Source organism: Dietzia sp. B44 (assembly GCF_014145245.1).
GTDB classification, from domain to species: Bacteria; Actinomycetota; Actinomycetes; order Mycobacteriales; family Mycobacteriaceae; genus Dietzia; species Dietzia natronolimnaea.
Genome location: NZ_JAALEF010000066.1, coordinates 1 through 14,953 on the forward strand (window position 1 = coordinate 1; position 14,953 = coordinate 14,953).

A 14,953-nucleotide genomic window follows, 5' to 3' on the forward strand; every position below is an offset into this window, starting at 1 on the left:
GCACGCGGACCCCACGCCGGCGGGCGGCGGCGCCGAAGGCCATCCCGGTCATGTACGCCTCGCCCCGACCACCGCGCGGCTCCCACGCCGCCGCCGCCACGTCGTCGACGTTCAGCCCGGGCCACAGCTCCGCCATCCGGTCCGGGGCGATGATCTCGGTCTCGATTCCCAGGCTCTGCTGCATGGCCACGTTCGCCCGGAGCGGGATCACGTTCTCCTCGCCCACGATCACGGCGTAGCCGCACTGACGGAAGGCCATGTCGTCGCCCAACAGCTCGGTCGCGTTCTCGAACACCGGGATGCTGTGCCAGCTCAGGGCCGCCATGGTGGGCGAACCGTAGTGGCAGCGGACGATGCCGCTGGACTTGCCGGTCATCCCGGAACACAGGGTGTCCTTCTCCACCACCAGTACGTCGGTCTCGCCGCGCTCGGTCAGGTTCCAGGCGATCGACAGCCCCTCGAGGCCGCCTCCGATGACGAGGAATTTCACTGTGTCGGTCCGCTGAGCTGTGTCGGTCGGGTGCGCTGTGCCGGTCATGGGGATCACTCTCTCGTGGTGCGTGGTGGTCAGGACGCGTCGGTCGCGGAGGTGTCATCGCAGGTGAGCAGGTCGGCCAGAACGTCGGCCAGGGCCTCGGCGCCCCGCTCGGCGTCGGCGTCCTCCACGTGCTCCTCCGGGGAATGCGACACCCCGGAGGGGTTGCGGACGAACAGCATGGCGGTGGGGACGTGCGCGGCCAGCACACCTGCGTCGTGGCCGGCCCCCGTGGCCAGGACGGGGACGCCGGGCAGATCGTCGAGCAGTCGGTCGCGGAACACCGGGTCGAAGGACACCGAACCGCTGAGCGACTCCTGCACGATCGTGCTCTCGCACCCCTCGTGCGCGGCGGCCATCGAGGCCGCCTCCGTGATCTCGTGGACGATCCGCGCGGTCACGGCGTCGTCGGGGTGCCGCACGTCCAGCCAGAGGTCGACCCTGGAGGCGATGACGTTGGTGCCGCCGGGGGTGGGCACGATCCGACCGACGGTGGCCCTGGCACCCCGGTACACGCGGGAGATCCGGCGGACGTCGAGGACGGTGCGGGAGGCCGGGATCATCGGGTCGCGGCGGTCCGCCAACAGCGTGGTGCCGGCGTGGTTGCCCTGGCCGGTGAAGGTCACCCGCCAGCGCCCGTGGCCGATGATCGACGAGGCCACCGCCACCGGGTTGCCCAGGTCGATCAGACCTCGGCCCTGTTCCACGTGGAGTTCCACGAATCGGCCGATCCGCCGCAGCGCCTCCTCGTCACGCCCCAGGCGCGCCGGATCCAGCCCGTTGGCCACGCACAGCTCGGCGTAGGTGGTGCCGTCGTCGTCGGTCAGTCCCGCGGCCGTGGCCGGGTCCATCGCCCCGGTGAGCAGCAGCGATCCCAGGCACGCCCGGCCGAACCTCGACCCCTCCTCCTCGGGGAAGACGGTCAGCGCCAGGGCCCGCCGCGGCCGCAGACCCCGGGCCCGGAGACGGTCGACCGCCACCAACGCCGAGGCCACGCCGAGAGGGCCGTCGAAGGCCCCTCCCCCGGGCACGGAGTCCAGGTGACTGCCGGTGACGACCGCGCCCTCCAGTGGATGGCCGGCCGGATTCCACCAGGCCCAGATGATCCCGTTGCGATCGGTCTCGGTGTCCAGGCCGCGCGCGGCCGCCTCGGCCAGGAACCACTCGCGCAGCTCCACCTCGGCCGCGGAGTAGACGGGGCGGCTGTATCCGCCCCTCGTCGGGTCGGTCCCGACGCCCGCGATCGCGGACATCAGCGAGGTGACGGTGGTGGTGACCGATGTGGTCATGACGGGCTCCTCGGGGTGCGGGAGGGTGGGGACGGTACGGGGGCGCCACGGCCGCGGTGGGGCGTGGGGAACGGGGCGCGGTGTGCTGTGCGCTGTGACGAGAAGCGCCGTGAACGGGGCGCCGGAGGAGGTGGTGTCGTGAGTGGTGGTGCCGCGGCTCCGCGGAACCGGGCGGGTCAGCCGTCGACGCCGTCCGGGTAGGCGGTCACCGAGAGGAACCGGATGGGTAGCTCGAGCATCGCCACCGGGCCGTGGACGCCCTCGCCGTCGAGGAGCAACGAGTCGCCCGGGCGGAGTCGGTACTCGGACTCGGCATGGTGGTAGATCATGTCGCCGGAGAGCATGTAGAGCAGCTCGGTGCCCGGGTGCTGGAAGCGGGGATGCGCCTCCGACTCGGCGGTCAGGGTCACCAGCACCGGCTCGATGCGCTTGTTGGACCCCCGCAGCGCACCGAGCAACTCGTAGTCGTGGCCCGCCGACGTGCCGCGGCCGACGATCGTGGCGCCCTGCCCGTCGGGGGTGAACACCGCGTCACGCCGGGTGTCCGCGCCGCGGAGCAACGAGGTCACCGGGACGTCGAGGCCGGTGGCGAGTTTGGCGAGCATGTTCAGCGAGCACGAGGTCTGCGCGTTCTCGATCTTGGAGAGCATCGCCTTGGAGATGCCGATCCGCTGGGACATCTCCGCGACCCCCAGGCCCTCGGCCAGGCGCAGCCTGCGGACGTGGAAACCGATGATGCGCTCGAGATCGTTGCCGGTGGGCACGTCCTCCGGGAGCTCACGCGGCGTCGCCTGGTGGACGACCCTCCGCGCGTCATCCCGGCCGACTCCCATGCCCTCGACGGTAGTCATCGTCTCGTCGCGGTGGAAGTGGGCACCCGTCGCCGGCGCGGGCCCGGTCGCGGTCCGGTCGTCCGACACGACGGTCACCTACAGTTCCCGTCCCGCGCGGCCGGGGATCCAGTCGGTCCCGGCCAACGGCACCCGCGCCATCGCGGCGGCCTCCATCGTCAACGCCACCAGGTCGTCGGGCTCCAGGTGGGTCAGGTGGGACTTTCCGCAGGCCCGGGCGATGGTCTGCGCCTCCATCGTGAGCACGTGCAGGTAGTTGGCGAGTCGCCGACCGGCGGCCTCCGGGTCCAGCCGACGTGCCAGTTCGGGGTCCTGGGTGGAGATCCCGGCCGGGTCGCGGCCGTCCTGGAAGTCGTCGTAGAACCCCGCCGCCGAGCCGAGTGCGCGGTACTCCTGCTCGTACCGGGGGTCGTTGTCCCCGAGCGCGATCAGTGCCGCCGTCCCGATCGCCACCGCGTCCGCGCCCAGGGCCATGGCCTTGGCCACGTCCGCGCCCGAGCGGATCCCCCCGGAGACGATCAGCTGCACCTTCCGGTGCAGGTCCATCTCCTGGAGGGCCTGCACGGCCTGCGGGATCGCGGCGAGGGTGGGGATGCCCACGTGCTCGATGAACACGTCCTGGGTGGCCGCGGTTCCGCCCTGCATGCCGTCCACGACCACCACGTCCGCACCGGCCTTCACCGCGAGCTTGACGTCGTAGTAGGTGCGGGTGGCGCCGACCTTGACGTACACCGGCTTCTCCCAGCCGGTGATCTCGCGCAGCTCGAGGATCTTGATGGCGAGGTCGTCGGGGCCCGTCCAGTCCGGGTGTCGGCAGGCCGAACGCTGGTCGATCCCCTTGGGCAGGGTCCGCATCTGCGCCACCCGGTCGGAGATCTTCTGCCCCAGGAGCATGCCGCCGCCACCGGGCTTGGCGCCCTGTCCCAGGACCACCTCGATGGCGTCGGCCTTGCGCAGGTCGACGGGGTTCATCCCGTAGCGCGAGGGCAGGTACTGGTAGACGAGCCTCGAGCTCTGGCCGCGCTCCTCCGCGGTCATCCCGCCGTCGCCGGTGGTCGTGGAGGTGCCCGCCGCGCTGGCCCCGCGACCGAGGGCCTCCTTGGCCTGCGCCGACAGGGCCCCGAAGCTCATCCCGGCGATGGTCACGGGGATGTCCAGGTGGAGGGGCCTCGAGGCGTGCCGGGTGCCCAGGGTGATGTCGGTGCCGCAGCGTTCGCGGTATCCCTCGAGCGGGTACCGGGACATCGAGGCGCCCAGGAACAGCAGGTCGTCGAAGTGCGGCACCGTGCGCTTGGCGCCCCAGCCGCGGATGTCGTAGATCCCGGTCGCGGCGGCGCGCTGGATCTCGTGGATCACCGGACGGGGGAACGTGGCGGACTCGCGCAGGGTCGGGTCGACGGTTCCTGTCGGGATCTGCGGGGGGGATGCCTGGTCGGTTCGGGTGTGTCCGTCGAAGGGCATGTCTGGCTCCTGTCGGGGAGGGTGGCGGGGCGGTCAGTAGGCGGAGGCGTTGTCCACGTCGAAGCTGTAGAGGGTGCGGGCGGAGCCGTAACGCCGGAACTCCGCGGTCGAGATCCCGGTGACGCCCGCCCGGTCGAGCAGCTCCCCGAGCTCGGTGTGGTGCTCGGACCGCATCTCCTTCTCGACGCAGTCGGCGCCGAGGGACTCGACCCGGCCCCGCACGTAGATGTGGACCTCGTAGAGGGAGTCGCCGAGGGCGTCACCGGCGTCGCCCAGGACGACCAGGCGCCCGGCCTGCCCCATGAAGCAGCTCATGTGGCCGATCGAACCGCCGACGACGATGTCCACCCCCTTCATCGAGATCCCGCACCGGGCGCCGGCGTCCCCCTCGATCACCAGCAGCCCGCCGTGGGCCGTCGCCCCGGCGGACTGGGAGGCCGACCCGGTGACCCGCACCGTCCCCGACATCATGTTCTCGGCCACCCCGACCCCCACGTTCCCGTTGACCGTCACGAGGGCGCCGTCGTTCATTCCCGCGGTGTAGTACCCGGTGGGGCCGTCGATCACGACCTCGTCCGGCTTCTCCAGGCCGACCGCGAGCGCGTGCGCCCCCCTGGGACCGGTGAGCAGGTATCTGCCGGTGCCGTCGGAGTCCTGGAGGATCCGGTTGGTCTCGCGCAACCCGGTCTTCCGGACGTCGATCACGTGCGGGGCGGTGGTCGGCGCGTCGCCGAGGGGTCCGAGCTCCTGCGGTGCGAAGGCCTGTTCCGGCGTGACGGTCATCGTTCTTCCTTCCTGGTGGGGTGCTGCGGTGCTGCGGTGGTGCCGGGGGTTCAGCGGCGCCAGTGGTACACGCGGCCCGGCTCGGGCTCGTAGAGGTGCGCCTGGTCGATGCCCGGCAGGTGCGCCATCGCCCGGTACTCCGAGGCCATGGCCACGTAGCGGTCGGTCTCGGCGATCACTGCGGGCTTGCAGGCGATCGGGTCTCGCACCACCGCGAACTCCTCGGCCGTGGACACCAGGAGGGTGTAGAAGCCGTCGAGGACGCCGGCCATCTCTGCCAGTGCCTGGTCGATCTCCGCACCGCGGGCGATCTGCTCCGCCACGAAGCGAGCGGCCACCTCGGTGTCGTTGAGGGTGTCGCAGTGGATGTCGCGGCGGGCCAGTTCGCGGCGCACCGAGGCGTGGTTGGAGAAGGACCCGTTGTGGACGATGCACTGGTCCGGACCCACGGAGAAGGGGTGCGAACCGGCCGGGGTGACGGCGGACTCGGTGGCCATGCGGGTGTGCCCGACGCCCTGCCATCCCGAGGCCCCCGGTAGGCCGAAACCCTCGGCCAGGTTCAGCGGCAGGCCGACGCCCTTGAGGACGGCGAGCTCGCTGCCCAGGCCGACCAGGACCACCTCCGGGACCGCGCTTCGAACGGCGGAGGCCAGGGTCTCGGGGTCGGTCCCGGCGGACAGGAGCACGGTGGCACCCAGCTCGCGTCCCGACACCTCGCAGCCCAGGTGGGTGCCGACACGCGAGGCCAACGCCGGCGCTTCGACGCCGTCCGCCAGCACGGTGACGGTGGCCGATCCCGCCGGGGTCCAGTCGGGGTTGCCGTAGACGGCGACTCCGGCCGAGTCCGAACCGCGGTCGGTCATCTCACCGAGCATGGTGGTGAGCAGGTCGCCGAGCCGGGGTTCGAGCTCCGGGTCGCGCAGGTGGAGTCCGACGATGCCGCACATGGGGTTCTCCTGGTGAGGTCGAGGTGAGGGTGTGGAGGGAGTGGAGGCGGGCGGCCGTCAGGGCCGCCGCCGCGCGTCACAGCGCGGTGAGGTACTCGTCGATCTCCCACTGGGTGACGGTGTTGTGCCAGGAGATGAACTCCTCGCGCTTGAGGTCGGCGTAGTACGCGGCCACCCCGTCGCCACCGATGTCCAGTGCGGCGCGGACGACCTCGTCCCGGCCCATCTCCTCCACGGCGTGCAGCAGGGTCGGCGGCAGGGTGTGGGTGGCCTCGCCGACCGTGGCCGGCACGCCGGGGTCGAGTTCCCGCCGCACGCCGTCGAGGCCGGCGGCCAGTTGCACCGCCACGGCCAGGTAGGGGTTGGCCGAGCCGTCGCCTCCCCGGAGCTCGACGCGATTGCCGTCGGGGACGCGCAGGTAGTGCGTGCGGTCGTTACCGCCGTAGGTCGCGTCGGTGGGCGACCACGTGGCCCCCGACGCGGTCGTGCGCGCCCCAATACGTTTGTAGGAGTTGATGGTGGGGCACAGCACCGCGTGCATGCCGGCGGCGTGGGTGAGGACGCCCGCGATGAACGAGTACGCGGTGGGCGAGAGCCCCAGTCCGTACCGGTCGTCGCCGACCGCGGGGAACACCGGGTGTCCGTCGCGCCAGAGGGACATGTGCAGGTGCATCCCCGATCCGGTGCGGTCGGAGAACGGCTTGGGCATGAAGGTGGCGATCATGTCCCGCTGTTCGGCCAGCATGGAGATGATGTAGCGCAGCGTCATGACCCTGTCGGCGGTGACCATCGCCTCGTCGTAGGCGAAGTTCTGCTCGAACTGCCCGTTGCCGTCCTCGTGGTCGTTGGCGTAGTTGGCCCAGCCGAGCACGTTCATCGCGTCCGAGACCCCGGCGAGGTGCTCGAACATCCGCGTCACGCCCCGGGCGTCGTAGCACGGGTGGGACTCGTCGTCCTTGGGATCGGCGGTGCACAGCGACCCGTCGGCGTTCTTGCGGACCAGGAAATACTCGACCTCCGCCCCGACCTTGAGCTCGAGACCGTCGGTCGCGGCGTCCGCGAGCATCCGTCCCAGGATGACGCGCGGCGCGAAGCGCCACGGCTCCCCGCTCACCCAGGGGTCGCAGTGCACCAGGGCCAGTCCGGGTTTGATGAAGTCGAGGGTGGTGAAGGAGCGGGGGTCGGGGACGACGAGGAGGTCGGGGTCCCTGGGCTGTTGGCCGATCGCGTCGGCGGCGTACCCGGCGAAGCCCAGCTCCCCGGCCTCCAGTTGGTCGACCGCGGAGGCCGGGACGAGCTTGGCGCACGGCTTGCCCCGGAGGTTGGTGAACACGGCCAGGACGAATCGCGTCCCGGTGTCCGCGACCATCCGGGCGAGGGTGCCGGGCGCGCTCTCGGCCTCCCGGGCGGCGTCGAGCGTCGGGAACGACGACCGCCTGCTCTCGCCGTTCGCACGGTCGGCGACCCCGACGGAGGGGTCTGCGGTGACTGTCATGACGTCTCCTGATCCGAGGGTTTCTGCGTGGTGGTCATAATGTACTGCTGTTAAACCTGCGGCTGGTTACCGCGATGTAACGGGATTCGGCAGGCGAAAAGCCGCGTCTAACTGCGTACTTCGCTGCGTTCTCGACTCAGGGCGCGGTTCGCCCCCGCGGCGGTAACCGAATGGAAACGATCGCGGTACCTGCCAGTAAGCAACACCGGATCACACTGTGAAACGCACGGTCCCCACGTCGCCCCGCCCGGGAGTGGCCTCACAGAGAAGAGAGAAACATGGACGTAGCCATAGCGGCGGCCGACACCGCCTGGGTGCTCGCGGCCATGGTCGCGGTGGCCTTCATGGTCCCCGGCCTGGCCCTGTTCTACGGCGGCATGGTCAGCATCCGCAGCACGCTCAACATGATGATGATGACGATCGGCGCGGTCGCCGTGATGGCCGTGCTGTGGGTCCTCTTCGGCTACTCGCTGACCTTCGGCGACTCGGTCGGGGGCGCCGGTGTGCTGGGCGATCCGCTCGAGTACCTGGGCCTGAGGGGCATCATGGCCGAGCCCGAGACGCCAGGCCTGCCGCCCGCCCTGTTCGCCGGGTTCCTCCTGCTCTTCGCGGGGATCACCGTCGCCCTCGTGGCCGGCGGGGTGGCGGACCGTATGCGCTTCTCCACCTGGCTGGTCTTCGCCATCGTGTGGCCGGTACTGGTGTTCTTCCCCGTGGCCCACTGGGTGTTCGCCTTCGACTCCGACGACGGGTCGGTCACGGGTGGGTGGATCGCCAACAACCTGGGGGCCATCGACCTCGCGGGCGGCACCGCCATCCACATCAACGCCGGTGTCGCGACGCTCGCGCTGGTGCTCGTGCTCGGTCGACGAACCGGCTTCCCCACGATCAGCAGACCGCACAGCGTTCCCCTGACGTTCCTCGGCGCCGGCATGCTGTTCGCCGGCTGGATCGGCTTCAACGCCGGCTCCGCCGTCGCCGCGGGCAACACGGCTGCGGTGGCCGCGCTCAACACCGTGGTCGCCGGACTGTGTGGCGCGCTGGCCTGGATGATCACCGAGCAGGTCCGCGCCAAGCACCCCACGACTCTGGGAGTGGCCTCCGGGCTCGTGGCCGGTCTGGTGGGCATCACCCCGGCCGCCGCCGCGGTCAGCCCGCTCGGTGCCATCGCGATCGGCCTGATCTGCGGCGTGGTCTGCCACTACGCGGTGGGCCTGAAGTACCGCCTCGGCTACGACGACTCGCTCGACGTGGCCGGGCTACACATGGTCGCGGGCATCATCGGCACGCTGCTCATCGGTGTGATCGCCGATCCCGCCTCCCCCGTCGGCGAGGCCGGACTGCTGTTCGGCGGCGGGTTCGGGCAGCTCGGGGCCCAGGCCCTGGCCACGGCGGCGGTGCTGGCCTACTCCTTCACCGTCACGCTGCTCATCGCCTTCGTCCTGGACAAGACGATGGGCCTGCGGGTCACCGAGGAGGACGAGCGGGAGGGCCTGGACAAGGCCTACCACCGCGAGATGGCCTACTTCCAGGACGCCCTCGAGGGCGATGGGCTCGGCACCGACGCCGTGGTCGTCACAGGGAAAGAGGAGCCGGAGGCGGCCACCGCGGCCCCGCCCACCTCCTCGACCTAGTCAACCTGATCGACCGTTCCACCCGAACAGTGACGAGGAGGCGGTCCCGCGTGGGACCGCCTCCTCGTCGTCGTACCGGGTTATCCGGCCGGTTCTAGCGGCCCACCCCGACCGGCTGCTCCTTGAGCGCGCCCAGGATGTCGTCGACACGGTCCTTGGCGTCGCCGAACAGCATCTGCGTGTTGTCGCGGAAGAACAACGGGTTCTGCACGCCGGCGTATCCGGCGGCCATGGACCGCTTGAACACGACCACATCGGCGGCCTCCCACACGTGGAGCACGGGCATGCCGGCGATCGGGCTGCCCGGGTCCTCGGCGGCGTCCGGGTTGACGGTGTCGTTGGCGCCGATCACCAGGACCACGTCGGTGTCGGCGAAGTCGTCGTTGATCTCGTCGAGCTCGAACACGATGTCGTACGGCACCTTGGCCTCGGCGAGCAGCACGTTCATGTGCCCGGGCAGACGACCGGCGACGGGGTGCACGGCGAAGCGGACGTCGACGCCCCGCTCGCGCAGGGTGCGGGTGAGATCTGCGACGGGGTACTGCGCCTGCGCCACGGCCATGCCGTAGCCCGGGGCGATGATCACCTTCGAGGCGCCCGCCAGCAGCTCGGCGGCGCCGGCGACGTCGATCTCGCTGTGCTCCCCGTGGTCCTTGCCCTCGCCCGAGGCGGCCTCGATGCCGAAGCCCCCCAGGATGACGGAGAAGAACGACCGGTTCATGGCCTTGCACATGATGTAGGACAGGTAGGCGCCCGACGAGCCGACCAGTGCGCCGGTGACGATGAGCAGGTCGTTGCCGAGCAGGAAGCCCGTCGCGGCGGCGGCCCACCCGGAGTACGAGTTGAGCATCGAGACCACGACCGGCATGTCGCCGCCGCCGATGCTTGCCACGAGGTGCCAGCCCAGGGCCAGCGCCAGCACCGTGACCAGCGCGAGCATCCACAGTGCCGGGCTGATGACGAACGCCGCGGTGAGCGCGATGAACGCCACCAGGATCCCGGCGTTGATGAGGTTCTTGCCCGGCAGCACCAGCGGCGCGGACTTCATCTTCCCCGAGAGCTTGAGGTAGGCCACGATCGAGCCGGTGAAGGTGATGGCGCCGATGAACACGCCGATGAACACCTCCGCGTGGTGGATGTCCAGCAGCGAGCCGGTGAGCTCACCGTGCAGTTCGGGCTCGAGGTAACCGTTCCAGCCCACCAGCACCGCGGCCAGGCCCACGAAGGAGTGGAGCAGGGCGATCAGCTCGGGCATCTCGGTCATCTGCACCCGGCGGGCGCGCAGCAGCCCGAGGGTCGCGCCGATCAGCACCGCCACCACCATGAGGACGATCCCGATGGTGGCGGGCTGGTGGTCGATCACCAGCGCGACGGTGGCCAGGAGCGCCAGCGCCATGCCGGCGATGCCGAAGCTCAGGCCCCGACGGGCGGTCTCGTGCTTGGACAGGCCGGCCAGGGACATGATGAACAGCAGCGCGGCGACGAGGTAGGCCGCGTTGGCGGCGGTCACGAGTGACATCTACTCAGGCTCCCTTCGAGAACATGCCGAGCATGCGGCGCGTCACGGCGAAGCCGCCGAAGACGTTGATGGACGCGACGAGGATCGCGATGGTGGCCAGGACCAGGCCGGCGGTGTTGTCGATCCCGATCTGCAGGAGCGCGCCCACGACGATCACACCGGAGATCGCGTTGGTCACCGACATGAGCGGTGTGTGCAGCGCGTGGTGGACGTTGCCGATCACGTAGTAGCCGATCACGATCGCCAGGACGAACACGGTGATGTGGCGCGGGATGTCACCCGGCGCGACGGCCGTGAGCAGGAGTAGCACCGCCATGCCCACGGCGATCAGTCCGAGCCTGGCGCCGGGAGACATCTTCTTCTTCTCCGCGCGCGGCTCGAGCGGAGCGGCAGCCGCCGCCGCGGGGGCGGCGCTGACCTGAACCGGCGGGGGCGGCCACATGACCTCGCCGCCCTTGGCCACGGTCACCCCGCGTTGGACGACGTCGTCCAGATCCAGCGCCCACCGACCGTCCTTCTCCGGGGTGACGAGCTTGGTGAGGTTGACCAGGTTGGTGCCGTACAACTGCGATGCCTGTGCGGGCAGGCGCCCGGCGAGATCGGTGTACCCGATGATCGTCACGCCGTTCTCGGTCACCACGACCTCGTCGGCGACGCTGCCCTCGACGTTGCCGCCCTGGGCGGCGGCCATGTCCACGATGACCGAGCCGCGCTTCATCGACGCCACATCCGCGGCGGTGAGCAGGCGCGGGGCCGCCCGGCCCGGGATCAGCGCGGTGGTGATGACAATGTCCACGTCGGCCGCCTGGGCCGAGTACAGGGCCGCGGCGGCGCGGTCGTAGGCCTCGCTGGTGGCCTTGGCGTAGCCGTCCGTGGAGACGACCTTCTCCTCGTCCGGGACCTCGACGGGCAGGTATTCGCCGCCGATCGACCCCACCTGGTCGGCCACCTCGGGCCGCGGATCGGTGGCGCGGACGATCGCCCCGAGGCTGCTGGCCGCACCGATCGCCGCCAGACCGGCGACCCCAGCCCCGGCCACCAGCACCTTGGCCGGCGGGACCTTGCCCGCCGCGGTGACCTGTCCGGTGAAGAACCGGCCGAAGTGGTGGGCGGCCTCGATCACGGCGCGGTAGCCGGCGATGTTGGCCATGGAGCTGAGCACGTCCATCGACTGGGCCCGGGAGATCCGCGGGACCGCGTCCATCGCCAGTGCGGTGACCCCGCGCTCGGCCAGGACGGACAGCAACCGCTCGTTCTGGGCGGGCGCCAGGAGTCCCACGAGGGTCGCACCGGACCGCATCCGGGCCACCTCGGACTCCGTGGGCACCGCGACCTTCAACACGACGTCGCTCGACCAGGCCTCGTCACCCTCCACCAGGTCGGCACCCGACTCGGCGTAGGCCGCGTCCGAGAATTCGGCGCGCGTTCCCGCCCCGTTCTCCACCACGACCCGGTAGCCCAGGCCGATCAACTTCGCGACGGTCGCCGGGGTGGCGGCCACCCGCCTCTCCGCGGGATCGGACTCGGCGACCACGCCGATCACCGAGGGGGCGTCCGCGGTGTCCCGGATGTCGGTCTCCGGGGTCATATCGGGGATCTCTTCGAGGCTCGAGGCCATGTGGGGGTTCCTTCGACAGCGTTGTGGAGAGCCGACGCGCGTGCACCGACCCAGACAATGTCCGTTCATTACATCGTGTTCGGGACCCGGGGTGGGATCGTCCGCTGATCGCGTCGGGCACCGATGGGGATCCGAGCTGTGGGATGCGGGCTCACGGGTGGCGCGGGCGAGAGGGTGATCTCTGCTCCGTCCACCATGAGGACGTTGCTCTCCGGTCCGTCGGCATGGTGGCGCCGACCTCCGGGAGAACTTCCGCGTGAGCCTACGTCACGCCGATTATTGAACCCGATTCAGGTGACGTGTGCAACGCCCGCGCCCCACTCCCCGGCCCGAAATGCGAAGAGCCGGCCTCTCGGCCGGCTCACGGGTGCACCCTCGGCTGCACTCGGCTGGTGGGCGAAGGGGGACTTGAACCCCCACGTCCCGAAGGACACTGGCACCTGAAGCCAGCGCGTCTGCCATTCCGCCACTCGCCCGAGTAACGCCCGAATACGTTAACACGCGCCACACCGGCCGTACCAATCCGCTGGTGGAGCCTCACCCCGCGACCTCCGGGGATGCGGGACACGTGCTTCGGGCCGCCCCCGCCTCTATGATCGACCGGATGCCGCCGACACGCGCGGCGGCCGGACGTCCGGACACGTACCAGGGAAGAGGAGGCGCTCGTGGGAATCGTCGGCAAGTTCGAACGCACACTCCAGGGCGCGGTCGGGGACGCCTTCGCCCGTCTCTTCGGCGGCAAGGTGGTGGCGGCCGAGGTGGAGGCGCAGCTGCGGAAGCAGTCCGAGGCCTCTCTCAAGGTGGTCGACGGTCACCTGCTGGTCTCCAACAGCTACACCATCACCCTCGCCCGGTCGGACTACGCGTCCTTCACGGAGGACGAGGCCCTGGCCGTCAAGACCTTCTCCCGCCATCTCTCGGACCACATCGCGGAGCAGGGCTGGGAAACCTACGGCCCGGTCACCGTCACCTTCGTCGAACGCGACGACCTGCACACCGGGCAGATGCGGATCAACGGGGTCGTGGACCCCGACGCCGTCCCGTTCCACATCTCGGCCGCCGCGCCGGCACCGGCACCGGGCCATCCGGCTCCGTCGTCGCCGTCCCCCGCGTCGCCGGGCGCCAGTCAGGAGAAGAACCCCATGCAGGCACCCGCCTCCAACTACCCCGTCGCCACCCGGTCCGGGTCCGCAGGCCAGAACACCGGCTGGGGTGGCCCGTCCGACGCCCCGACGCAGATCACCCAGGGTCGGGCCTCGCTCACGGTGACACTGCACCTCGAGGACGGATCCGGGCGCACCTTCCGCCTCCAGCGCGGCTCCAACCTGCTCGGCCGCGGCCAGGACGCGGCCTTCCGCCTCCCTGACACCGGGGTGTCCCGGCAGCACGCGGACATCCGGTTCGACGGCCGCGAGGCGGTCCTGACCGACCTGGGCTCCACCAACGGGACCACGGTCAACGAGGGCCCCGTTCAGGACTGGCAGCTGGCGGACGGCGACGTGATCCGCGTCGGACACTCGGAGATAACCGTCCGGTTCGACTAGCCTCGACAGGCATGGACCCCCGGGAACCTCCGGGGGCGATCACACGTTGCCCGAGGTGACCTGACCGGAGAGGGGAGGACCGAACTCGTGCAGGGACTCGTCCTACAACTCTCGCGTGGCCTCCTCCTGGTGCTGTTGTGGCTGTTCATCTACCTCGTCCTGCGGGCGCTGAAGACCGACGTCTTCGGCAACGTCGGGATGCGGTCGGGCGGCCAGGGTGAGCGCCGGGGCGGCTTCCTCGGCCGCGGCACCAAGGCGATCCGCCACCTCGTCGTCACCCAGGGCGCCCTCGCCGGGACCCGCATCACGCTGTCCGAACAGCCGGTCCTGCTCGGCCGGGCCGACTCGTGCACCCTGGTGATCGACGACGACTACGCATCCAACCAACACGCCAGGCTGTCGCCCCACGGGCCGGACTGGTTCCTGGAGGACCTCGGTTCGACCAACGGCACCTATCTGGACAGGACGCGGGTGACGACCCCGGTCAAGGTGGCCGCCGGCACGCCGATCCGGATCGGCAAGACCGTGATCGAGCTGCGCGCGTGACCCCCGCGCTCAGTTACGCCGCCCGCTCCCACACGGGGATGGTGCGGGACAACAACGAGGACTCCGCGTACGCCGCGCCCCGGGTCCTCGTGCTGGCCGACGGCATGGGTGGCCACGCCGCGGGCGAGTTGGCCAGCCAGATCATGGTCGCGACCCTGGCCAAGCTCGACGAGGACCAACCGGGGTCGGACCTCGCCGGCGCGCTCAGCCGGGCAATGCACGAGGGCAACCAGGCGATCGCCGCGCACGTCGAGGCGCATCCCGAGGCCGAGGGCATGGGCTGCACCCTCACCGCCCTGCTCTTCGACGGCCGGCGCATGGGACTGCTCCACGTCGGCGACTCGCGCGCCTACCTGCTCCGCGACGACGTCCTCACGCAGATCACCAAGGACGACACCTTCGTCCAGTCGCTCGTCGACCGCGGCGAGCTCACCGCCGAGGAAGCGCACGTGCACCCGCGGCGCTCGCTCATCCTCAAGGCGCTCACCGGAGATCCCGTCGAGCCCACCACCGCCGTCCGGGAGGCACGGGTCGGCGACCGCTACCTGCTGTGCTCGGACGGCCTGTCCGACCCGGTGAGCGCCGAGACCATCGCCGAGACCCTCGGGACCGGGTCCGCCGACGCCGCCGCCGAGCGGCTCGTCCAGCTCGCGCTGCGGTCCGGTGGCCCCGACAACGTCACGGTCGTGGTGGCGGACGTCGTGGACTCCCCCCGCGGCGGCACGGTCGTG

At 70.7% G+C, this 14,953-nt stretch carries 13 protein-coding genes and 1 tRNA gene; 4 read left to right on the top strand and 10 right to left on the bottom strand.

Annotation, left to right across the window (positions count from 1 at the left end):
- From G6017_RS02825 to glnT, 7 genes are all read right to left on the bottom strand, one after another.
- Positions 1 to 538, bottom strand: a 538-nt coding sequence (locus tag G6017_RS02825; RefSeq protein ID WP_182615843.1) for an NAD(P)/FAD-dependent oxidoreductase, incomplete at its 3' end; no start/stop codon positions are given.
- 29 nt (positions 539 to 567) lie between these two features.
- Entirely contained in the window at positions 568 to 1,824 is a 1,257-nt protein-coding gene (locus G6017_RS02830; protein WP_182615845.1) for an allantoate amidohydrolase, read from the bottom strand.
- A 176-nt stretch (positions 1,825 to 2,000) separates the two neighbouring features.
- A complete protein-coding gene (locus G6017_RS02835; protein WP_182615852.1) occupies positions 2,001 to 2,657 on the bottom strand; it encodes a helix-turn-helix domain-containing protein in 657 nt (218 codons plus the stop codon).
- A gap of 96 nt (positions 2,658 to 2,753) precedes the next feature.
- Entirely contained in the window at positions 2,754 to 4,136 is a 1,383-nt protein-coding gene (locus G6017_RS02840) for an FMN-binding glutamate synthase family protein (protein WP_241731028.1), read from the bottom strand.
- Between the two features lie 33 nt (positions 4,137 to 4,169).
- Positions 4,170 to 4,919: a GltB/FmdC/FwdC-like GXGXG domain-containing protein gene (locus G6017_RS02845; protein ID WP_182615846.1), complete on the bottom strand. Its 750-nt coding sequence runs from the start codon at positions 4,917 to 4,919 to the stop codon at positions 4,170 to 4,172.
- Between the two features lie 50 nt (positions 4,920 to 4,969).
- Complete coding sequence (locus G6017_RS02850) at positions 4,970 to 5,866, bottom strand: class II glutamine amidotransferase domain-containing protein (RefSeq protein WP_182609417.1); 897 nt, start codon at positions 5,864 to 5,866, stop codon at positions 4,970 to 4,972.
- Positions 5,867 to 5,942: 76 nt separating this feature from the next.
- Positions 5,943 to 7,235, bottom strand: a complete 1,293-nt coding sequence (glnT, locus tag G6017_RS02855; protein ID WP_241731029.1) for a type III glutamate--ammonia ligase — start codon at positions 7,233 to 7,235, stop codon at positions 5,943 to 5,945.
- 404 nt (positions 7,236 to 7,639) lie between these two features.
- Between glnT and G6017_RS02860 the strand changes: the two genes are divergently transcribed.
- Positions 7,640 to 8,995, top strand: a complete 1,356-nt coding sequence (locus G6017_RS02860) for an ammonium transporter (RefSeq protein ID WP_182609419.1) — start codon at positions 7,640 to 7,642, stop codon at positions 8,993 to 8,995.
- Positions 8,996 to 9,089: 94 nt separating this feature from the next.
- Here G6017_RS02860 and pntB read toward each other — a convergent pair whose 3' ends face one another.
- From pntB to G6017_RS02875, 3 genes are all read right to left on the bottom strand, one after another.
- The gene (pntB, locus tag G6017_RS02865) at positions 9,090 to 10,514 is read right to left on the bottom strand and encodes a Re/Si-specific NAD(P)(+) transhydrogenase subunit beta (RefSeq protein WP_179524038.1); all 1,425 of its coding nucleotides are present in this window, start codon (positions 10,512 to 10,514) and stop codon (positions 9,090 to 9,092) included.
- Between the two features lie 4 nt (positions 10,515 to 10,518).
- A complete protein-coding gene (locus G6017_RS02870) occupies positions 10,519 to 12,102 on the bottom strand; it encodes a Re/Si-specific NAD(P)(+) transhydrogenase subunit alpha (protein ID WP_182615856.1) in 1,584 nt (527 codons plus the stop codon).
- Between the two features lie 420 nt (positions 12,103 to 12,522).
- Positions 12,523 to 12,608, bottom strand: a tRNA-Leu gene (locus G6017_RS02875).
- A gap of 189 nt (positions 12,609 to 12,797) precedes the next feature.
- On the opposite strand from G6017_RS02875, the gene G6017_RS17280 reads away from it, so the two are divergent.
- From G6017_RS17280 to G6017_RS02890, 3 genes are all read left to right on the top strand, one after another.
- A complete protein-coding gene (locus G6017_RS17280) occupies positions 12,798 to 13,676 on the top strand; it encodes an FhaA domain-containing protein (RefSeq protein ID WP_182615848.1) in 879 nt (292 codons plus the stop codon).
- Positions 13,677 to 13,763: 87 nt separating this feature from the next.
- Entirely contained in the window at positions 13,764 to 14,222 is a 459-nt protein-coding gene (locus G6017_RS02885) for an FHA domain-containing protein FhaB/FipA (protein WP_107747200.1), read from the top strand.
- Positions 14,219 to 14,953, top strand: a 735-nt coding sequence (locus tag G6017_RS02890) for a protein phosphatase 2C domain-containing protein (RefSeq protein ID WP_182615850.1), incomplete at its 3' end; no start/stop codon positions are given. The genes G6017_RS02885 and G6017_RS02890, both read left to right, overlap by 4 nt.

What these genes read in the sequence shown, in the direction of transcription:
- glnT (WP_241731029.1), bottom strand. Translation starts at nt 7,235, where the DNA reads ATGGTCGCGGACACCGGGACGCGATTCGTCCTGGCCGTGTTCACCAAC.
- G6017_RS02860 (WP_182609419.1), top strand. Translation starts at nt 7,640, where the DNA reads ATGGACGTAGCCATAGCGGCGGCCGACACCGCCTGGGTGCTCGCGGCC.
- pntB (WP_179524038.1), bottom strand. Translation starts at nt 10,514, where the DNA reads ATGTCACTCGTGACCGCCGCCAACGCGGCCTACCTCGTCGCCGCGCTG.
- G6017_RS02850 (WP_182609417.1), bottom strand. Translation starts at nt 5,866, where the DNA reads ATGTGCGGCATCGTCGGACTCCACCTGCGCGACCCGGAGCTCGAACCC.
- G6017_RS02830 (WP_182615845.1), bottom strand. Translation starts at nt 1,824, where the DNA reads ATGACCACATCGGTCACCACCACCGTCACCTCGCTGATGTCCGCGATC.
- G6017_RS02840 (WP_241731028.1), bottom strand. Translation starts at nt 4,136, where the DNA reads ATGCCCTTCGACGGACACACCCGAACCGACCAGGCATCCCCCCCGCAG.
- G6017_RS02870 (WP_182615856.1), bottom strand. Translation starts at nt 12,102, where the DNA reads ATGACCCCGGAGACCGACATCCGGGACACCGCGGACGCCCCCTCGGTG.
- G6017_RS02835 (WP_182615852.1), bottom strand. Translation starts at nt 2,657, where the DNA reads ATGGGAGTCGGCCGGGATGACGCGCGGAGGGTCGTCCACCAGGCGACG.
- G6017_RS02845 (WP_182615846.1), bottom strand. Translation starts at nt 4,919, where the DNA reads ATGACCGTCACGCCGGAACAGGCCTTCGCACCGCAGGAGCTCGGACCC.